The organism is Achromobacter xylosoxidans (assembly GCF_001457475.1).
In the GTDB taxonomy this organism is placed as follows: Bacteria; Pseudomonadota; Gammaproteobacteria; order Burkholderiales; family Burkholderiaceae_B; genus Achromobacter; species Achromobacter xylosoxidans.
The window spans coordinates 732,228-751,465 of sequence record NZ_LN831029.1 but is presented as its reverse complement, the minus strand read 5'-3'; the positions used below and the strand labels follow the sequence as shown (position 1 = coordinate 751,465).

Annotated in this window: 15 protein-coding genes and 1 tRNA gene; 6 read left to right on the top strand and 10 right to left on the bottom strand. The window is 66.3% G+C overall.

Annotated elements, in window-relative coordinates; all coding sequences use genetic code 11:
• Positions 1-2: 2 nt before the first annotated feature.
• Entirely contained in the window at positions 3-1,274 is a 1,272-nt protein-coding gene (locus tag AT699_RS03470; protein ID WP_058207214.1) for a hypothetical protein, read from the top strand.
• Positions 1,275-1,322: 48 nt separating this feature from the next.
• On the opposite strand, the gene AT699_RS03465 is transcribed toward AT699_RS03470, so the two are convergent.
• The 3 genes from AT699_RS03465 to AT699_RS03455 all read right to left on the bottom strand — a co-directional run bounded on the left by AT699_RS03465 (position 1,323) and on the right by AT699_RS03455 (position 3,595).
• Positions 1,323-1,973, bottom strand: a complete 651-nt coding sequence (locus AT699_RS03465) for a DsbA family oxidoreductase (protein WP_024067712.1) — start codon at positions 1,971-1,973, stop codon at positions 1,323-1,325.
• Positions 1,974-2,142: 169 nt separating this feature from the next.
• On the bottom strand, positions 2,143-2,901 hold the full coding sequence (locus AT699_RS03460; RefSeq protein ID WP_024067711.1) for a putative nucleotide-diphospho-sugar transferase: 759 nt from the start codon (positions 2,899-2,901) through the stop codon (positions 2,143-2,145).
• Positions 2,902-3,214: 313 nt separating this feature from the next.
• Entirely contained in the window at positions 3,215-3,595 is a 381-nt protein-coding gene (locus tag AT699_RS03455; RefSeq protein ID WP_026382496.1) for a tautomerase family protein, read from the bottom strand.
• A gap of 83 nt (positions 3,596-3,678) precedes the next feature.
• Here AT699_RS03455 and AT699_RS03450 point away from each other — a divergent pair, with 83 nt between their 5' ends.
• Positions 3,679-4,536: a LysR family transcriptional regulator gene (locus AT699_RS03450; RefSeq protein WP_024067710.1), complete on the top strand. Its 858-nt coding sequence runs from the start codon at positions 3,679-3,681 to the stop codon at positions 4,534-4,536.
• 99 nt (positions 4,537-4,635) lie between these two features.
• Here the strand turns inward: AT699_RS03450 and AT699_RS03445 are convergent.
• The 4 genes from AT699_RS03445 to AT699_RS03430 all read right to left on the bottom strand — a co-directional run bounded on the left by AT699_RS03445 (position 4,636) and on the right by AT699_RS03430 (position 9,640).
• Positions 4,636-4,726: transfer RNA gene (locus tag AT699_RS03445), tRNA-Ser, on the bottom strand.
• Positions 4,727-4,904: 178 nt separating this feature from the next.
• Positions 4,905-6,455, bottom strand: coding sequence for a SpoVR family protein (locus AT699_RS03440; RefSeq protein ID WP_020925243.1), 1,551 nt, complete (start codon positions 6,453-6,455; stop codon positions 4,905-4,907).
• Entirely contained in the window at positions 6,452-7,711 is a 1,260-nt protein-coding gene (locus tag AT699_RS03435) for a YeaH/YhbH family protein (protein WP_006388664.1), read from the bottom strand. The genes AT699_RS03440 and AT699_RS03435 overlap by 4 nt, the downstream gene beginning before the upstream one ends.
• Positions 7,712-7,723: 12 nt before the next feature.
• Positions 7,724-9,640, bottom strand: coding sequence for a PrkA family serine protein kinase (locus AT699_RS03430; protein WP_373862832.1), 1,917 nt, complete (start codon positions 9,638-9,640; stop codon positions 7,724-7,726).
• 874 nt (positions 9,641-10,514) lie between these two features.
• Between AT699_RS03430 and AT699_RS03425 the strand changes: the two genes are divergently transcribed.
• Positions 10,515-11,711, top strand: coding sequence for a DUF3142 domain-containing protein (locus AT699_RS03425; protein ID WP_054499707.1), 1,197 nt, complete (start codon positions 10,515-10,517; stop codon positions 11,709-11,711).
• Positions 11,698-14,154 carry a hypothetical protein gene (locus AT699_RS03420; RefSeq protein ID WP_024067707.1) on the top strand — a complete coding sequence of 819 codons (2,457 nt, stop codon included), beginning with the start codon at positions 11,698-11,700 and terminating at the stop codon, positions 14,152-14,154. The genes AT699_RS03425 and AT699_RS03420 overlap by 14 nt, the downstream gene beginning before the upstream one ends.
• Here the strand turns inward: AT699_RS03420 and ribD are convergent.
• Positions 14,151-15,272 (bottom strand): bifunctional diaminohydroxyphosphoribosylaminopyrimidine deaminase/5-amino-6-(5-phosphoribosylamino)uracil reductase RibD, encoded by a 1,122-nt coding sequence (gene ribD, locus AT699_RS03415; RefSeq protein WP_109421483.1) that lies wholly within the window; start codon positions 15,270-15,272, stop codon positions 14,151-14,153. The two genes, AT699_RS03420 and ribD, sit on opposite strands and share 4 nt — an antisense overlap.
• 240 nt (positions 15,273-15,512) lie before the next feature.
• Here ribD and AT699_RS03410 point away from each other — a divergent pair, with 240 nt between their 5' ends.
• Entirely contained in the window at positions 15,513-16,082 is a 570-nt protein-coding gene (locus AT699_RS03410; RefSeq protein WP_024067704.1) for a cysteine hydrolase family protein, read from the top strand.
• A 12-nt stretch (positions 16,083-16,094) separates the two neighbouring features.
• A complete protein-coding gene (locus AT699_RS03405) occupies positions 16,095-17,054 on the top strand; it encodes a GlxA family transcriptional regulator (RefSeq protein ID WP_024067703.1) in 960 nt (319 codons plus the stop codon).
• 47 nt (positions 17,055-17,101) lie between these two features.
• Here the strand turns inward: AT699_RS03405 and nrdR are convergent, their stop codons facing one another.
• Together nrdR and glyA are read right to left on the bottom strand one after the other, a co-directional pair.
• Positions 17,102-17,581 (bottom strand): transcriptional regulator NrdR, encoded by a 480-nt coding sequence (nrdR, locus tag AT699_RS03400; protein WP_006388651.1) that lies wholly within the window; start codon positions 17,579-17,581, stop codon positions 17,102-17,104.
• Between the two features lie 206 nt (positions 17,582-17,787).
• Entirely contained in the window at positions 17,788-19,038 is a 1,251-nt protein-coding gene (gene glyA / locus AT699_RS03395) for a serine hydroxymethyltransferase (RefSeq protein WP_006388650.1), read from the bottom strand.
• Positions 19,039-19,238 lie beyond the last annotated feature (200 nt).

The window sequence follows — 19,238 nt, the reverse complement described above, 5'->3', positions numbered from 1 at the left end:
CCATGACTCGCATGACCACACCCATCGCCTGCCGCCGCCTGGGCGCCGCGCCGCATCACCATTTCTTCGGCTACTACAACAAGACCGTCTGGCACCGTGACGGCCGCTATCTGCTGGCCAATCGCACCGCGTTCAAGGATGCGGTGCTCACCCCGCAACTGCAGGCCGAAGTGGGCTACTTCGACCTGCGCGACGGCGGACGCTACCACGCCGTCGGCGCCACCACCGCCTGGAACTGGCAGATGGGCTGCCAACTGCAATGGCTGGACGGCAAGGCCGAACCGCAGCTGATCTACAACTGCCGCCGCGACGACGAAAGCGGTTTCTATCCCGGCCTGCGCTCGGCGGTGCACGATCTCGGCACCGGCGAAACCCGCTACCTGCCGCTGCCGATCTACGTCGCCGCGCCCAACAGCCGCTACGCGCTGTGCGTGGACTACCGGCGGCTCTACATCACGCACCAGACCATCGGCTACAGCGAACACGCGCCGGGCCCGGTGGCCAACGCCCCGGCGGACGACGGCATCCACGCCCTGGACCTGGACAGCGGCGACCACCGCCTGCTGGTCAGCTATGCCGAACTGCGCAACTTCCACCCGCGCGCCTCGATGGAGCACGCCATCCACTGGGTCAGCCACATCGAGGTCAACCCGTCATCGACCCGCATCCTGTTCCTGCATCGCTGGACCGAACGGGTCGAGGACGAAACCTGCTTCCTGCACCGCCTCATCACGATGAATCCGGACGGCAGCGACATGCGCCTGCTGGAATGCTCCGACCATCCCTTGCCGCAGCTGGCCGCCGACTTCGATCCGAACGCGGTCGGCACCTTCGACTACGAGAAGTCGGAATACCAGATCTCGCACCCGCTGTGGCGCGACGACCGCTCGATCATCGTGTGGGGGCCGCACGCCGGCAGCATCCACTACCACCTGTACGAGGATGCCGACGGCGGCCAGGTGCAAGTGGTCGGCAACGGCATCCTCACCGAGAACGGCCACATGACTTTTTCGCCGGTGGACACCCGCTGGCTGCTGAGCGATACCTATCCCGATCCCGTCACGCACGAACGCATCCTGTTCCTGTACGACATGCGCACGGGACAACGCCACGATCTCGGCAGTTTCTACGCCGATCCCGCGCTGTCCAAGGAAAACCGCTGCGACCTGCATCCGCGCTGGAGCCGCGACGGCACCCAGGTCTGCATCGATTCCGTGCACGAAGGCGAGCGGCAGATGTACGTGCTGGACGTGGGCCCGATCGTGCGGGCTTGAAGGCGGTCGACAGAATGCGGCGGCCGGGCTGCCCGCGAGGGCGCCGCCTCAGCCCTCGCGCGCCACCTGGCGCAGCGCCTGTTCGAACACGTCGGCCGGCTGGCCGCCGGACACCAGGTACTTGCCGTTGAGGATCACCGACGGCACGGACGTGATGCCCCGGTCGCGCCAGTCGGCCTCTTCCTTGCGCACCTCGTCGGCATAGCGCCCGGACGCCAGCACCTCGCGCGCCTGCGCTTCATCCAGTCCGGCGTCGGCCGCGGCCCGCGCCAGCACCTGGGCATCGCTGGTGTCGTGGTTCTCGTAGTGATAGACCTCCAGCAGACGCTTCTTCAGCGCGGTCTGGCCGGCCTGGCCCTGCAATCCGGCCCAATGCAACAGGCGATGGGCATCGAAGGTATTGAACGAGCGATTGTCATCCTCCATGCGCATGCGCATGCCGACGGCTGCCGCGCGTTCGCTGATCGCCTTGCGATTGGCCTGCACCTGCTCGCGGCTGTAGCCGTATTTCGCCATCAGCCGTTCGATGGTGTTCTGCCCGCCCTTGGGCATGTCGGGATTGAGTTCGAACGGCCGGAAATGCAGTTCGACGTCGGCCTCGCCCGCCACCCGCTCCATCGCGGCCAGCAGGCCGCCCAGGCCCACCGCGCACCAGGGGCAGGCAACATCGGACACGAAATCGATAGTGATCTTGGACATGGCAATCTCCGGGAACAGGCGATTAGCGTAGAACATTGCCGCGCGCCGCCATGCAAAAGCCCTGGGCCTGCCAGGGATTCAGGGCAAATCCGGCTGCCGGCGCCAGGCGGACAGGCAGGTCGAATGCTTGCTGGACCACATCATCTATGCCGTGGCCTGACGCGCCCTTTCATTCGAACAGGATCCGCTCGATCGCGCGCACCCGGTCCCGCCGGCGCCTGACCGCGCGGACCGGCCTGCCGAACACGCGCTTGCGTTGCGTGGCTTCCCGGCTGGCCTGCAGATGCTCGACGTAGATCTCGTCGCACGGCGCATTGTCGGTCTTGTCGAAGATCCAGCAATAGGCAACGGGCAACCGCGCCAGCCGATAGCGCGGTTCGGCGCGGGCGGCGTCGCTGTCAAGCAGCCGCTCGAGCACCAATTGATCCCATTCATCCGGATTCTCCGCGCAAGCCTGCGCCCAGGCTTGCAACAACGCGGTGGCGGCCGGCGTATGGTTGATGAACAGCGTGCCGCTCAGCAGATGCCCCTGCGGCTCGTAGTAGGCGGCGATATCGCAGTCCATCGCGGCCAGCGCCGGCCACGGGTCGCGATGAAATACCGCGTCCACGTCGACGTACAACATGGGGCCCGCGTGCTTGCGGCGCATGGCAACCAGCACCGACGGCTTCATGGACGCATTGCGCACCCAGGACCCGGTGGATTCGATCGGCTCGGCGTCGACGGCCAGTCCCAATCTTTGCGCCGATCGCAGCAGACGGTTCTTTTCCGTCTCGTAGATGCTGTCGCGCGTGAAGAACGCGACCACCACGCCGGTGGCGGCACCGCCACGCCGGTCCGGCGCTCCCGTATCCCGCGGAAAGCTCGGCACCACGCGCGTCTGCTCCGCGGACCACCCGAACCACTTGCGTCGAAACCAATCGAACATGCTGCGCCACGCTTTTCAAGATGAGGTAAAGCGGGCGTACCGGCAACGTCGGATCGACAGCGCGGCGGCAGGCTCGCACAACGCGGCATCCCGCCGCCGCGCGGCGCGTTTGCCGGGCCGCGCAAGCGGGCGCGGGATGACGCGCAGGCGGAGTGTATGAATCGCCGCATTTGGCGTCCATGCATTTGCAATCAGTCGAAATGCAAAGCGCCATGCTGAAACACGCGCCCTGCGGACTTCCCTGGGAAACCCGGCCACCGGGTCAACACAACTTTCAACTGGCTTTCCAGATTACGGCCTGTCGCGGGCCAGATCAGGCGTACTGCGCCAGGCCGCGTCCCAGCGACCAGTTTTCTTTCACGACCTCGACGAGACTGACGAACACGTCCTCGGACCGGATGCCGGGATTGTCGCCAAGCAATGCCGCGATCCGCTGGAACAACGCCTTCTTCTGCTCCACGCCGCGCGTGTTGTTCGCGGTGATCTGAATGAACACGAGATCGTCGCTGCGGGCGACATCGAGGTAAGTCGCACCGTAGCGAAAGTTCGCGGCCTCGTGCTCGGTCAGGAACATGAACTGGTCGTCTTCGGGAACATCGAATGTCTCGCGCATCGCGCGATAAACGCCATCGAAGATCGCCTGCCTGTAAGCCTCCGTCTTTCCGGTACGCAACGAGATATGAGCGAGCGGCATCGTGGATTCCTCCATGGTTGTCAGCCTTCATGTTATCTATTCTGATAACGTATGGATCTTTATTTCAAAGATAAACTATTGAAATGACTGACCGCGCCCTCGACCTGGAAGCCGTCCGAGCCTTCATCCGCATTGCGGAACTCGGGAGTTTCACCCGCGCCGCCGAAGCCTTGCAGACCACGCAGGCGGCGGTCAGCCTGCGGCTCAAGCGGCTCGAAGACAGGCTGGGATTCAGGCTTGTCGAACGCACGCCTCGCAGCGTGGAACTTTCTGCACAGGGCGCGACCTTTCTCGAACATGCGCGCGAACTCATGCAGGCCCATGACCGGGCGGTCTCGGTTGTCGCGCAAACGCGGCGGCGTCTCGCCATCGGCATCAGCGACCATGTCGCCGGCCCGGAACTGCCCGCCTTGATTGCCCGCATGAACGCGCAGGACCCGCAACTGCTGATCGAAATCCGGATTGGATCGTCAGCGGAGCTGCTTCAGAGTTTCGACCGCAGGGAACTCGACACGGTGATCGTCCGCTTCCACGCGGGCCGCGGCGATGGAGACCTCCTCGCCGAAGAGAAGTTTGGCTGGTTCGCCATGCCGGGCTGGCAACATCGCGCGGGAACGCCCCTGCCGCTGGCCACGATGGCCGAACCTTGCGGCGTGCGCGCCATGGCTGGACAGCTGCTCGACGAGGCAGGCATACCCTGGACGGAAGTATTCGTGGGCGGCGGCGTGATGGCGGTCGCGGCCGCCGTGATGGCCGGGCTCGGCGTTGCCGCGCTCTCCGCGCGCATGGTGCCGTTCGGGGCGGTCGACGTCGGCCCCAGGCTGGGGTTGCCGGAATTGCCGCGCCTGCCCATTCTGCTTCATACCAGAGCCAGGGACAGCCGGGCGCGCGACGCGCTTGCCGCGCTCTCGGCCGCCTTTCGCAGTGTGGCGCGAAACTGAGGCAGGCAAACAACAGCGGGCAACAAAAAACCCGCAGAACCAATGTTCATGCGGGTTTGTGACATTGCCGGCAAGGCCGGGCAAGGCTTGGGGAAATCTTGGCGGACAGAGGGGGATTCGAACCCCCGATACGCTTTTGACGTATACACGCTTTCCAGGCGTGCGCCTTCAACCACTCGGCCACCTGTCCTGATCTGGATACGCATTCCTGAAAATGCGAATCCGCGATTCTAGCAGATCGGCAGGAAAGCTGCATTGGCGGGACGGGGTAAAGAAAAAGGGGACGTTATTGCGTCCCCTTTTGCCGCAGGCTCCGCTGCGTGCCCCGCGGCCGCCATCCCGCGCTCGTCCGGGGCGGCCATGCTCGCTCAGGCGTTCGGCGGATCCTGTTCGCGATACGAGCTGACCGTGCCGTCCGGCTCGGTTTCCTCCAGCCGCACCCGGAAGCCCCACAGCCGCGCCAGGTGCTTCATGACCTGCTCCGCGTCCTCGGCCGCCAGCGGCCGGCCGCGGCTCCTCAGGTGCCGCAGCACCAGCGAGCGATCGGTGTCGCGGTTGAAGCGCGTGACCTGGATGTCCGGCACCTGGTTGTCGCGGTTGTGCTGCGCGGCCAGCAGGCGGCGGATGTCGCGGTAGCCTTCGTCGTCGTGGATCGCGGCCACTTCCAGCTTGGGATTGGCCTGGTGGTCCGAGATCGCGAAGAAGCGGAACTCGCGGATCAGGCGCGGCGACAGGTACTGTGAGATGAACGACTCGTCCTTGAAGTTGCGCATGGCGAAGTCCAGCGTCTTGAGCCAGTCGCCGCCGGCGATGTCGGGGAACCAGCGGCGATCCTCGTCGGTGGGCTTTTCGCAGATGCGGCGGATATCCGACATCATCGCAAAGCCCAGCGCGTACGGGTTGATGCCGCCGTAGCCGCGCTCGTCGAAACCGCGCTGGCTGACGACGTTGGTGTGGCTCTGCAGGAACTCCATCATGAAGCCATCGTTGACCAGCCCCTTCTCGTGCAGCCGGTTCAGGATGGTGTAGTGCCAGAACGTGGCCCAGCCCTCGTTCATGACCTTGGTCTGGGTCTGCGGATAGAAATACTGGGCGATCTTGCGCACGATGCGCACCAGCTCCTTCTGCCACGGCGCCAGCTTGGGCGAATACTTCTCGATGAAGTACAGCAGGTTCTCTTCCGGCTCGGGCGGGAACACCGACGCGGCGACCCGCTCGTCCTTGTCGGCCTCCAGCCGCGGCAGTGTGCGCCACAGGTCGTTGTATTGCAGGCGCGCGTGTTCCTGGCGTTCGGCCTGGCGCGCGGCCTCTTCCTTGTACGAGATCGGCGTCGGCCGCTTGTAGCGGTCCACGCCATGGTGCGACAGCGCATGGCAGGAATCCAGCAGCGCCTCCACCGCATCGATGCCGTAGCGGTCCTCGCAATCCATCACGTACTTGCGGGCGAACACCAGGTAGTCCAGCACGCCGTCGGCGTCGGTCCACTGGCGGAACAGGTAGTTGCCCTTGAAGAAGGAGTTGTGGCCATAGCAGGCGTGCGCGATCACCAGCGCCTGCATGGTCATGGAGTTCTCTTCCATGAGATACGCGATGCAGGGGTTGGAATTGATCACGATCTCGTAGGCCAGGCCCTGCATGCCGCGCCGGTAGAACTGCTCGTTGCGGATGAACTCCTTGCCGTACGACCAGTGCGGATAACCGATGGGCAGGCCCGCCGACGCATACGCGTCCAGCATCTGCTCCGAGGTGATGACCTCGATCTGGTTCGGATAGGTGTCCAGCCCGTACTCGCGCGCGACCCGCGAGATCGCTTCGTCATAGGACTGGATCAGTTCGAACGTCCATTCGGAACCTTGCGACAACGGCCGGGGGCTGTCGGCCGATTCCGGCTCCACCAGTGCGCCCAGGATGGCATTCATGCGGTTTCCTTCTTGAACAGGTCATGGAACACGGGATAGATCTCCCCGCGCTCGCAAATCCGCCGCATCACGAAATGCGGCTCCAGCTTCTGTTCATACTCCGCCCACAGGCTGCTCTTGCGCGCCTCCTGCGAGTCGGGAACCTCGATATAGGCAAAGTAGCGCGTGGCTGGCAACAGGTGCTCGGCCAGGAAGCGCGCGCTCTTGCCGGCGTCGGCGCCGAACGAGTCGCCGTCGCTGGCCTGCGCCGCGTACACATTCCAGGCGGTGGGCGGATAGCGCTTCTCGACGATCTCGCGCATCAGTTCCAGCGCCGACAGCACGATGGTGCCGCCGCTCTTGGGATCGTAGAAAAACGTCTGCTCGTCCACTTCCTCGGCGTTGTCGGTGTGGCGGATGAAGACCAGGTCCACGTGCTCGTACTTGCGCGACAGGAACAGATACAGCAGCGTGAAAAAGCGCTTGGCCAGGTCCTTCTTGCCCTCGTCCATCGAGCCGGACACGTCCATCAGGCAGAACATGACCGCGCGCGCCATCGGGATCGATACCGACACGCGATTGCGGTAGCGCAGGTCCAGGTCGTCCAGGAACGGCACGCGGGCCAGGCGCTCGCGGCAGTCCTCGACATCCTGTTCCAGGGCCTTGATCTGGTCCGCGGGCGCGCCCGCCGCCTTGGCCTTGGCCAGGCGCTCCTCCGCGTCCTCGAGGTCGGCCCGCGCCTTCACGCTCAACGCCACCCGCCGCGCCAGCGACGACTTCAGCGTGCGGCTGATGCTGAGCATGCTGGGCGAGCCGGTGGTGGTGTAGCCGGCGCGTTGCCATTTCTTCTGGCTGACCTCGCCCAGCGTGTTGCGGGCCAGGTGAGGCAGTTCCAGGTCTTCGAAGAACAGGTTGAGGAATTCCGCCCGCGACAGGCTGAAGGTGAACTGATCGACAGACTCGCCTTCGCCGGGCTCGGAACCGCCCTGGCCTTCTCCTCCCTGGGGCCGGTCGAACGTATCGCCCTTGGCGAACTCGCGGTTGCCCGGATGCACCATTTCCCGGTCGCCGCCCGCGCCGTGCCGGAACGTCGGCTCGGAAATATCGCGGGCGGGCAGGTTGATCTCGCCGCCCTGATCCATGTCCTGGATCGAGCGGTCGCGGATCATCCCGTGGACCGCCTTGCGGATCTGGTCCTTGTAACGCCGCAGAAAGCGCTCCCGGTTAACGGCGCTCTTGTTGCGCCCGTTAAGACGGCGATCGATCAGTGAATTCATGATTCACCTCGCTCAGGAAGACTTCCTCACACGGAGATACCACTCGCACAGCAGCCTGACCTGCTTTTCCGTGTAGCCCTTCTCCACCATCCGGTCGACGAAGCTCTGGTGCTTGGTCTTGTCCTCGGCCGACGCCTTGGCGTTGAACGAGATCACCGGCAGCAGGTCTTCCGTGTTCGAGAACATCTTCTTCTCGATCACTTCGCGCAGCTTTTCATAGCTGGTCCAGGTCGGGTTGCGGCCGTTGTTGTTGGCGCGCGCCCGCAGCACGAAGTTCACGATCTCGTTGCGGAAGTCCTTCGGATTGGCGATGCCGGCCGGCTTCTCGATCTTCTCCAGTTCGTCGTTCAGGGCGCTGCGGTCGAAGCTCTCGCCGGTTTCCGGGTCACGGAATTCCTCGTCCTGGATCCAGCAGTCGGCGAACGTGACGTAGCGGTCGAAGATGTTTTGGCCATACTCCGAGTACGACTCGAGGTACGCCGTCTGGATCTCCTTGCCGATGAACTCGGCATAGCGCGGCGCCAGGAAGCCCTTGATGAACTCCAGGTAGCGCCGGCGGATTTCCTCCGGATAGTCCTCGCGCCCGATGCGCTGCTCCAGCACGTACATCAGGTGCACCGGATTGGCCGCCACCTCGGTCTGGTCGTAGTTGAAGACGCTGGACAGGATCTTGTACGCGAAGCGTGTCGAGACCCCGTTCATGCCCTCGTCGGTGCCGGCGTAGTCCTTGTACTCCTGCAACGCCTTGGCCTTCGGGTCGACGTCCTTCAGGCTTTCGCCGTCATAGACGCGCAGCTTCGAGTAGATGCTGGAATTCTCCGGCTCCTTCAGCCGGGTCAGCACCGAGAACTGCGCCATCATGTCCAGCGTTCCCGGCGCGCACGGCGCCGTCGACAGCGAGCTGTGATGCAGCAGCTTCTCGTAGATGCGGACTTCTTCCGAGACCTGCAGGCAGTAAGGCACCTTGACGATATAGATACGGTCGAGGAACGCCTCGTTGTGCTTGTTGTTGCGGAAGGTCTGCCATTCAGACTCGTTCGAGTGCGCCAGGATGCAACCGTTGAACGGGATCGCCGAGAAACCCTCGGTGCCCTTGAAGTTGCCTTCCTGGGTCGCCGTCAAGAGCGGATGCAGCATCTTGATCGGCGCCTTGAACATTTCCACGAACTCGAGCAGGCCCTGGTTGGCCAGGCACAGGCCGCCGGAATAGCTGTAGGCGTCCGGGTCGTCCTGCGAATGGCGATCGAGCTTGCGGATGTCGACCTTGCCGACCAGCGACGAGATGTCCTGGTTGTTCTCGTCGCCCGGTTCGGTCTTGGCGATCGCCACCTGGCGCAGCACCGACGGGTTCAGGCGCACCACGCGGAACTGCGAGATGTCGCCGTCGAACTCCTTCAGCCGCTTGACCGCCCACGGCGACATGATGCCCGTGAGGTAGCGGCGCGGAATGCCGTATTCCTTTTCGAGCGTGTCGCCGAAGCGTTCCGGATGGAACAGGCCCAGCGGCGACTCGTTCACCGGCGAGCCCTTGAGCGCGTAGATGGGGAAGCGCTCCATCAGCACCTTGAGGCGTTCGGCGATGGACGACTTGCCGCCGCCGACGGGCCCTAGCAGATAGAGGATTTGCTTGCGCTCTTCCAGTCCCTGCGCGGCGTGCTTGAAGAACGCCACGATCTGCCCGATGACGTCCTCCATGCCGTAGAACTCCTGGAACGCCGGATAGCGTCGGATGGTCCGGTTGGAAAACAAACGGGAAAGACGTGGGTCGTTGCGCGTATCCACGATTTCAGGTTCGCCAATCGCCGCCAGCATGCGCTCAGCGGGGCTGGCATATGCCATCGGGTCACGCTTGGCGAGGTTCAGATATTCCTCGAGGGAAAGTTCCGACTCCTGCTCTCTTGCATACTGCGACTTGAAGCCTTCGACGATGTTTTGCACGGAAACCTCCTACAACACGCGAAAAAGCCATGACGTCCCTACGTGTCCCCATTGTGTGCCTCAGTGCTTCAGCGTGACTAGGGTCAACGCGCTATAAGCAATTTCGGCACGGTCGTATGTTGCTTTCGCCACACATCAACCAAGAGCACGATCGGGCCCTTTCCGTTTAGGCTGCACCGTTCGGACACAAGTTCCGTCAGGGATTGCAACCAACGTGAATAAGTTCACTCGTACGCCTTCAGCATATTGCTGTAGAACGGGCGCAGGATGCAGCCACGCATGAAATGGTCAGCAATGATTTGAAGGGATGAGATATCCCGGTGGATTCTTATGATCCGGACAACAGGTCCGGTGCGTTCGCTATGCGATGGCAGCGAACGGTCTGAACGGCGCAAAGCGACTACGTTCAGCAAGTATCGGTCCGGTGTGTGAAAGCGCCGGTACGCGACACTGGAATCCGTGGTGACGAGGGCGCGTGGCGGGTTATGGATCGGGCCATGAGCGCGTAGCGCCAAGTCATGGCCTAGCTTAAGCCCAATTGACGGTTTTGTGGCAATTCATTTGGGGCGTCACGGTAAAAAAATACCAATCGACAACCCTTGGAGCGGCGTCGGGGAATCGCTCTCAAACTTGCTGCGATCACGCCGCAAGCCGCGCGGGCAAACGCTATCGACTCGATCGCGCTGCGCTATCGCGGCATCGATTGGCAGCCAAGACATGAGAGTGCTAATACCCCTGGCGCCGTCAAGGATAGAATCACGCAACCGCCGCAGCCGCCGCGCGCCGCTTTTTCAAACACCGTCCGCACATCATGTTGCCACGCCCGCGCCCTGTCCCGGACCGGCCGCGCATCGCCCGCGCGTCGATGCGCTGTTGGCGTCTGGCGGTTCTGTGCGGACTGCTGCTGCTGGCAGCCTGCGAACGCAACGCCCCTCCCTTGCCCAACGATGCCTACGTCTGGCAGCGGCGCTGGACGCCCGCGCTGAACCACGCACTGGCTGACAGCGCCGACATGCTGCGCGCGTGGCGCGTGCTGGCGGCCGAACTGCGCGCCGACGGCGCCTGGTTCGAGGCAACGCCCGACCTGGCCGCGCTGGCGGCAACCGGGCGTCCCGTCGTGCTGGTGCTGCGGCTCGACGGTCGCTTCGGCGCCCTGAGCGAGGCCGACATCGACGCGCGCGCGGCCGCCCTGCTCTCGGCCTGGCGCGGCGCCGGCATCACGCTGGCCGGCCTGGAGATCGACTACGACTGCCCCACGGCGCGATTACCGGCCTACACCGCGCTGCTGGCCAAGCTCAAGGCCCGCCTGCCGCAGGACTTGCGGCTGTCCATCACCGCCCTGCCCACCTGGCTGGAAAGCGCCGCGCTGACCGAATTGCTGGCGGTGCCGGACGAAACCGTGCTGCAGGTCCACGCCGTATTGAATCCGGCGCAAGGGTCGCTGTTCGACGCCAGGCGCGCGCGCGCCTGGCTCGCTGCCTACGCCGACCGCACCGCAAAGCCCTGGCGGGTGGCGCTGCCAGCCTACGGCAGCCGCGTCGCGTGGGACGAACAAGGCCAGATCGTCGCCGTCGAAAGCGAACGGCCTGCGTTGATACCGGGCGGCCGTTCGGCGGAACTGCTGGTCGCGCCCGACACCATCGCGGCCTTTGTCGCCACGCTCGACCGCGATCGGCCGGCCGGGCTGGCGGGCATCGCCTGGTTCCGCCTGCCGACCCAGGCGGACACGCGCGCCTGGAGCCTGCCGACCTGGCGCGCGGTGCTGGCGCGCCACCCCCTGACGCCGGCGCTCGCGGTCGCGGCCGCTGCGCCAGGGCCGGGCGGCGCGCGCGACGTGTTGCTGTCCAACCGTGGCAACACCGATGCGCCGCTGCCCTTCATCGTCAGGCTGGACGCCCGCTGCCGCGCCGCCGACGGCATCAACGGCTACACCCTTGAATATGATCGGCAGGGCGGGTATCTTCGGCGCGCGCGGGATGGCCTGCTGCGCGCCGGCGCCGAACGCGCCATAGGATGGATCCGCTGTGACGCCGCAACCCCGAGCTTCCATGTACAACCGTAAATCGCTGATCGCCGCCTTGCTGCTGGCCGGCGCGGGCATCGTCATTGCCTGCGGTCCCGACTTCCCGCCACAGCTGCTGGACGACCGCGCCGGCACGCTGCAGGGCACGCCCGCCAATTCGTTCGCCTACGAGGCGATGCGCCTGGTCCCCGCCACGGACTCGCTGCGCGCCAATGAATCACCACTGCTGCCGGACGGCAGCTACCGCTCCGACGCCATCCCGGAAGCCTACGACCCCGCGCTCACCCCGGCACAGCTCGACCAGCTGCGGTTGATGCGCACCCGTCCGGACGGCGAGCAGGCGTACGCCGCGGGCGCCGGCCTGCCTGAAGCGGTCCGCCTCTATGCCGCGGCCGCGGTCGACTACCACACAGCGCCGCAGGCCCCGCACGAGCAGCGCTGGGAACGGGCGCGCCAGCGCCTGCGGGCAATCCTGGCGCTGCCCGCCGAGCAGGCGGCGACGCGCAGCGTCTGGGCCGCCTACATGCTGGCCGAAACCGGGAACCCGGGCACGGCGGCGCAGGACTATGCGCGCGTGCGCGAGATGGCGCTGCAAGGCGCGCCCGATCCGCTCGGCCTGGCCGTTGCCAGCTACGGCCAGCAGGCGCGGCTGTCGCTGACCGGCAGCCTGGGACAATGCGCGTATGAAGACGTGGTCAATGCAACGCCCTGCCTGGACGCCATCGCCCCGGCCAACCTGCATCAGGCGGTGCGCCTGTACGCCGCCCAGGCCGCCCGCGACTCGATCAGCGGGCGCGAATCGCTGCGCCTGATCGCCGACTGGGCGCTGGCCTCGGCGGCGCGAGCCGGCCGCCTGATCGACGACCCGGTGGGCCAACGCCTGCTGGTGGCGTATGGCCTGGCCCGTATCGGCGATATCGTCGACGGCAAGCCGGACAGCGCCCGCGACCCGTTCGCCAACTTCGAACAGACCGGCCGCCTGAGCCTGGCCGATGCCGCCGGCGGCGCGCCCAACGTCGCGCCCAACCCGGCGCTGCAATCGCTCGTGGCCGCGTTGCAGACCCAGGACCCGCAACGCATCGCCGATGCCGATCGGGTCGCGGCGCTGGCCTATCGCGTGGGCCGCTACGATCTCGCCCAGACCCTGGCCGAGCGGCTCGACACGGCATTGGCCTGGTGGGTGCGCGCCAAACTGGCCATCCGCCGCGGTGACAACGAACTCGCCGCCCAGGCCTATGCCCGCGCGATCGCGGCATTCCCGCGGGCCGATGGCAGTCTCGAACCTGGATCGGCCTCCCTGCTCAAGGCCGAACAAGGCGTGCTGTCGCTGTCACGCGGCCAGTACGTGGAAGCGCTGGACCAGCTGTACCGCGCCGCCGCGACCCGCGACGGCGCCAACCCGGACGATGAAGGCTGGCCCCTGTCGCCCTACTGGAACGACGCCGCCTACGTGGCCGAACGCGTGCTCACGACCGAGGAGCTCAAGGCCTATGTCGACCGCCTGCCGCCGCCCGCGCCGGCGCCTGCGCGTCCGGCCGGCTTCAGCCGCTATACGCCCGAACAGTTCTATCAATGGAGCCGCCTGAACCCCCCGCCCGCGCATGACCGCCTGCGCCAGCTGCTGGCGCGGCGCCTGGTGCGCGAGGGCCGCGTGGCCGAGGCCCTGCCCTACTTTCCGGCCGATTCCGATCCGCGCTTTGCCAGCGGGGGCTACGACGACGACGCATGGAAGATCCAGGAGTCCGACGTGCGCCAGCGCGCCGCCCGGTACGGCGACGCCCTGCGGACGGCGGGCAGCGCCTGGGGCCGCACCGCCCGTGCCCAGGCCTGGTACCAGGCGGCAACGCTGGCGCGCCGCGACGGCATCCGCATCATGGGCTATGAACAGGGCCCGGACTACGCCGTCTATGACGGCAACTATTCAGCCGGCGCGGGTCGCGACGCCAACCCGTGGTGGCGCGAAGCCCGCGCCGACGCCGGCATGCCGCTGGATACCCCGTTGCAGCGCGCCGAGGCCGACCTGCCGGGCCCCTATGTGACACAGGAAGAACGCAAGCGCTATGCCGCCAGCGAGGCGCGCCCCAACGTGCGCTACCACTACCGCCAGATCGCCGCCGACTACGCGATGAAGGCGGCCGACGAACTGCCCAGCCGCTCGCAGGCCTTCGCCGCCGTGCTGTGCCGCGGCGCGCGTTACGTCATCGACGACACGCCGGAACGCGCCTCCGCCATCTATCTGCGCTACGTGGACCAGGGCGCCCGGGTGCCCTTCAGCGACACCTTCGGCCGCGAATGCCCTGAACCGGACTTCCAATCGGCCGCGCGCTTTCACTACATCCAGGCATGGAAAGCCTGGGAGCGCGCGCGCCAGCAGCATCCCGGCCTGTTGCTGGCCGGCGGCCTGCTTGCGCTGGCGGCGCTCGGCGCCGCGCTGTGGGCCTGGCGCAGCGCCACCCCGGCGGCCCGCGGCGGCAAGCGCTAGGGCGTCTGAACGGCGGGCAATTCGACCCGCCGCAACAGTCCGCGCCAATGCTCCGGCACCCGGGCGCGCACGCGCAGGTCTGCCGCCACCCGCTGCGCCTCGATGAATTCGTAGCGCGGGGCGGCGTCCAGCCGCTCCAGCAGCGGCAGCCTGACCACGCCGGCGGCGTCGCCCAGCAACATCGGCGCCATATATATCAGCAGCTCGTCGACGCAGCCGGCCGCCACCAGCGCGCCGCTCAAACCGGCGCCGGCCTCGACGTGGACTTCATTGAACTGCTGCGCGGCCAGCCAGCGCATCATCGCCGGCAGGTCCACGCGGTCGGGCTCGGCGGCGGGCATCGACACCACGCGGACGTTCCTGGCTTCCAGCCGCGCCTGCTTGGCGGCGTCGACCCGCGCCGTGAACACGATGACCTCGCCGCCGTCGAACAGGCGCGCGTCCTCGGGAATCTCGAAGCGCCCGTCGACCACCGCCCGGCGCGGCTGGCGCGGCGTCTGCACGCTGCGCACGGTCAGTTGCGGATCGTCCTTGAGCACGGTACCGATGCCGGTCAGCACCACGCAGCTGCGCGCGCGCCAGAGATGCCCGTCGGCGCGCGCCTCGGGGCCGGTGATCCATTGCGACAGGCCGTTATGCAGGGCGCTGCGGCCATCCAGCGATGTCGCCATCTTGAGCCAGGTCCACGGCAGCCCCCGGCTCATGCGCGAAATGAAACCGGCGTTCAGGGCCAGCGCCTCTTCGCGGCAGATGCCGGTGGTGACGGCGATACCAGCCTCGCGCAGGCGCGCCAGCCCCTTGCCATTGACCAGCGGGTTGGGATCGCCGATCGCCACCACCACCCGCGCCGGCGCGGCCGCCAGCAAGGCGTCCACGCAGGGCGGCGTGCGGCCGAAATGACTGCACGGCTCCAGCGTGACGTAGACGGTGGCGCCCGCCACCGATTCGCCGCGCGCCTGCGCGTCGCGCAGCGCGCACACTTCGGCATGCGGGCCGCCGGGAGGCTGGGTGGCGCCCTCGCCCAGCACGCGGCCATCGCGCACGATGACGCAGCCCACCCGGGGGTTGGGCGCGGTCGAGTACATGACGGTCTGCGCCAGGGCCAGGGCGCGCCGCATCCAGGACAGGTCGTCGGATTCGCTGGGGTTCTTCATCATGCACGGATTGTATGTCCGCGGCGGATCGCCGGCACGCCGCGCTTGCCGTTCCGCGCCGGCGCGCTATGATCGTTCAAGCGGCCCGGCAGTCATGTCCGTTTTGGGCCGATGCTGGTCTCGGGACGGCCTCGCCCCGCCGCCGGGGCAGGCCCACAATACGCCACGTATCTCTCGAAATTCCAAGGCACGGAGCCCGCCGCCATGAAACAAGCATTGATCGTCATCGACGTCCAGGATTCCTTCCGCCAGCGTCCGTTTTGGGACGAGTCGGAATATCCGGCATTCGTCTCGCAACTCCAGGGCCTGATCGACGCCGCCCGTGCCCGCGACATCCCGGTGCTGCAGGTGTTTCACACCAGCGCCGCCAACGATCCAGCCAACCCATTCTCGCTGGCCTCCGGCCATGTCAAGACATTGAAGGAACTGCGCATCGAGCCCGACGCCGTGTTCCACAAGACCGTGCATTCCTCCCTCTACGCCAAGGACGCCGACGGCGCCACGCTGCGGGACTGGCTGCGCAAGCACGGCATCGAGGGCGTCATCGTCAGCGGCATCCGCACCGAACAGTGCTGCGAGACCACCACCCGCCATGCCAGCGACGACGGCTTCAAGGTGGTGTTCCCGACCGACGCCACGCTGACTTTCGCCATGCAGAGTCCGTCGGGCAAGCACTACACGCCGGCCGAGATCCGCGACGCCACCGAACTTGTGCTGCAGGGCCGCTTTGCCCGCATCGCCCGCGCTGCCGACGTCTTCGCCGACGCGCAATAAGGACACGCCGCCATGATTCCCGTGTACTTCGTGTTGCCGCGGGGAATCGTGCTGCTCGACGTGGCCGGGCCGGCCGAGGCGTTCCGGGTTGCCAACAAGCTGTGCCCGGACGCCTTCGCGCAGCATTTCTGCGGCCCCTCGACCGAAGTGGAAAGCGGCATTCCCGGCCTGCACCTGGCGCGGATCCAGCCCCTGCCCCAGAAGCTGCCGCCCGAGGCGCTGGTGATCGTGTCCGGGGTGGTGGGCAAGCACATCCGCCTGGACGAGCCCGAGGCCCGCGTCATCATCGACTGGCTGGCGGCGCGCCATCCGGTCGACGGCTTCACGCTGATGACCGTCTGCGCCGGCGCCCTGTTCGCCGCCGCGGCCGGCCTGACGCGCCAGCGCGAATGCACCACGCACCACAGCTGCCTGGCGCAATTGGCCGACATGGATCCGTCCGCCCGGCTGCACGACAACCGCATCTTCGTCGAAGACGGCAACCTGGTCAGCAGCGCCGGCATCACCGCCGGCATCGACCTGGCGCTGCACATGGTGTCGCGCCACTGCGGCCCGCGCGTGGCCAGTGAAGTGGCGCGCGACATGGTGGTCTACCAGCGCCGCGCCGGCACCGACTCGGCCCTGTCGCCCTGGCTGGAACACCGCAACCACATGCATCCCGGTGTGCACCGGGTCCAGGACGCGGTGGTGCGCAACCCGGCGGCGCCGTGGTCGGCGCAGTCGCTGGCCGAGCAGGCCCACACCAGTTCGCGCCACCTGACGCGGCTGTTCCGCGAGCACGCCGGCTGCACGCCGATGGACTACCTGTATCAGATACGCGTGGCGCTGGCGCGCGACATGCTGCGCGAAACCCGCTTGAACCTGGAGATGGTAGCGGAGAAATCCGGATTCGGCTCGGCCCAGCACCTGCGCCGCGTGTGGCGCCGATTCCAGCCGCAGACGCCCAGCATGGCGCGGACACCCGCGCTGTAGCGCGCCTTGCGAGTCAATCCGCGCCCCTCAGGCGCCGCGCGGCGCCCTCATTCCTTGCGCAGCTTGGCGGGCAGCACCGGCCCCTGCATCTCGCGGATCGCCTCGACGAATTCGCCGATGTCCTCGAAGCTCTTGTACACCGACGCAAAGCGCACGTAGGCCACCTTGTCGAGCTTGCGCAGCTCGTTCATGACCAGTTCGCCGATATGCCCGGAAGCCACTTCGCGCAGCCCGCTGGCCAGGAGTTGTTCCTCGATGCGGGCGACGGCGGCGTCCACGTCCTCGGTGCTGACCGGGCGCTTGCGCAGCGCCAGGCTCAGGCTGGCGCGCAGCTTGGCGGGATCGTAGTCGCTGCGGCTGCCGTTGCGCTTGACCACGGACGGCATCGCCAGCTCCACCCGCTCGTAGGTGGTGAAGCGCTTGTCACAGGACTGGCAGCGGCGCCGGCGACGGATGGCGTCGCCCTCTTCCGAGACACGGCTGTCGACGACCTGCGTTTCGGAGTTGCCGCAAAATGGACACCGCATGTGTGATCCCTGAAAACACGGAAAGCAATAATTCGCCCACATTGTAACGAGGCGACAGTCGATCCGTGGCGACTATGACAAATTCGTCCCTATTATTTTTGCCACGATGACCGCCGGCGCGCAAGCGCCATTGGCCCGAAAACAAAAGGACGGCCCCTTGCGGAGCCGTCCTCGTCATGTGCCGGCGGGAAAGATCCGCCGCCGCATCACTTCTTGCCGTACACCGGCAGGCGCGAGGTCAGCTCATTGACCTTGGCGCGCACGGCGGCGATGTTGGCTTCGTCACGCGGGTTGTCCAGCACGTCGGCGATCAGGTTGGCCGTCAGCTCGGCCTCGGCTTCGGTGAAGCCGCGGGTCGTCATGGCCGGCGTGCCCAGGCGGATGCCGCTGGTCACGAAGGGCTTTTCCGGATCGTTCGGGATGGCGTTCTTGTTGACGGTGATATGAGCCTGGCCCAGCACGGCTTCGGCTTCCTTGCCCGTGATGCCCTTGGCACGCAGGTCCACCAGCATGACGTGGCTTTCGGTGCGGCCCGAAACGATGCGCAGGCCGCGCTTGACCAGCGTGTCGGCCAGCACCTTGGCGTTCTTGACCACTTGTTGCGCGTAGGTCTTGAATTCGGGTTCCAGCGCTTCCTTGAAGGCCACGGCCTTGCCGGCGATGACGTGCATCAGCGGACCGCCCTGGATGCCGGGGAAGATGGCCGAGTTGATGATCTTCTCGTATTCGGCCTTCATCATGATGACGCCGCCGCGCGGGCCGCGCAGCGACTTGTGCGTGGTCGAGGTGACGAAGTCGGCGTGCGGCACCGGGTTGGGGTACGCGCCGCCGGCGACCAGGCCGGCGTAGTGGGCGATGTCGACCATGAACAGCGCGCCGTTGTCGTGGGCGATGCGGGCCATGCGCTCGAAGTCGATGTGCAGGGCGTAGGCCGAGGCGCCGGCGACGATCAGCTTGGGCTTGTGTTCCTTGGCCAGCTGCTCGACCTGGGCGTAGTTCAGGACTTCGTTTTCGTCCAGGCCGTACGAGATGAAGTTGTACAGCTTGCCCGAGGCGTTGACCGACGCGCCGTGCGTCAGGTGGCCGCCTTCGGCCAGGCTCATGCCCAGCACGGTGTCGCCCGGCTTCAGGACGGCCATGTACACGCCCTGGTTGGCTTGCGAACCCGAGTTGGGCTGCACGTTGGCGGCTTCGGCGCCGAAGATCTGCTTCAGGCGGTCGATGGCCAGCTGCTCGACCACGTCGACGTATTCGCAACCGCCGTAGTAGCGCTTGCCCGGGTAGCCTTCGGCGTACTTGTTCGTGAGCTGCGTGCCCTGGGCTTCCATGACGGCCGGGCTGGCGTAGTTCTCCGAAGCGATCAGCTCGATGTGCTGCTCTTGGCGAACGTCTTCCTTCTGGACGGCGGCCCAGACGTCCGGGTCAGCCTTGGAGAGGGTGAGGTTGCGGTCAAACATGACGGGGGGTTCCTGAGGCGGTAAGAGAGGAGAAAACTGCGCCCGGGTGGGTAAACCCGGATAATGACGAATAGTTTACCGCGTACCGCCGCTTCCCCTGTCGCCAAAATGCCCCGAATGGCGGCAAAATTCCCGCCAAGGGCGCGAAATTTCCGCGATCCGTCCGTGGCAGGAAAACCCTCTCAATCCGACTTGAGAAA

Coding starts and splice junctions, on each gene's coding strand:
- AT699_RS03470 (WP_058207214.1), top strand. CDS start 3: ATGACTCGCATGACCACACCCATCGCCTGCCGCCGCCTGGGCGCCGCG.
- AT699_RS03465 (WP_024067712.1), bottom strand. CDS start 1,973: ATGTCCAAGATCACTATCGATTTCGTGTCCGATGTTGCCTGCCCCTGG.
- AT699_RS03460 (WP_024067711.1), bottom strand. CDS start 2,901: ATGTTCGATTGGTTTCGACGCAAGTGGTTCGGGTGGTCCGCGGAGCAG.
- AT699_RS03455 (WP_026382496.1), bottom strand. CDS start 3,595: ATGCCGCTCGCTCATATCTCGTTGCGTACCGGAAAGACGGAGGCTTAC.
- AT699_RS03450 (WP_024067710.1), top strand. CDS start 3,679: ATGACTGACCGCGCCCTCGACCTGGAAGCCGTCCGAGCCTTCATCCGC.
- AT699_RS03440 (WP_020925243.1), bottom strand. CDS start 6,455: ATGAATGCCATCCTGGGCGCACTGGTGGAGCCGGAATCGGCCGACAGC.
- AT699_RS03435 (WP_006388664.1), bottom strand. CDS start 7,711: ATGAATTCACTGATCGATCGCCGTCTTAACGGGCGCAACAAGAGCGCC.
- AT699_RS03425 (WP_054499707.1), top strand. CDS start 10,515: ATGCGCTGTTGGCGTCTGGCGGTTCTGTGCGGACTGCTGCTGCTGGCA.
- AT699_RS03420 (WP_024067707.1), top strand. CDS start 11,698: ATGTACAACCGTAAATCGCTGATCGCCGCCTTGCTGCTGGCCGGCGCG.
- ribD (WP_109421483.1), bottom strand. CDS start 15,272: ATGCGGCGCGCCCTGGCCCTGGCGCAGACCGTCATGTACTCGACCGCG.
- AT699_RS03410 (WP_024067704.1), top strand. CDS start 15,513: ATGAAACAAGCATTGATCGTCATCGACGTCCAGGATTCCTTCCGCCAG.
- AT699_RS03405 (WP_024067703.1), top strand. CDS start 16,095: ATGATTCCCGTGTACTTCGTGTTGCCGCGGGGAATCGTGCTGCTCGAC.
- nrdR (WP_006388651.1), bottom strand. CDS start 17,581: ATGCGGTGTCCATTTTGCGGCAACTCCGAAACGCAGGTCGTCGACAGC.
- glyA (WP_006388650.1), bottom strand. CDS start 19,038: ATGTTTGACCGCAACCTCACCCTCTCCAAGGCTGACCCGGACGTCTGG.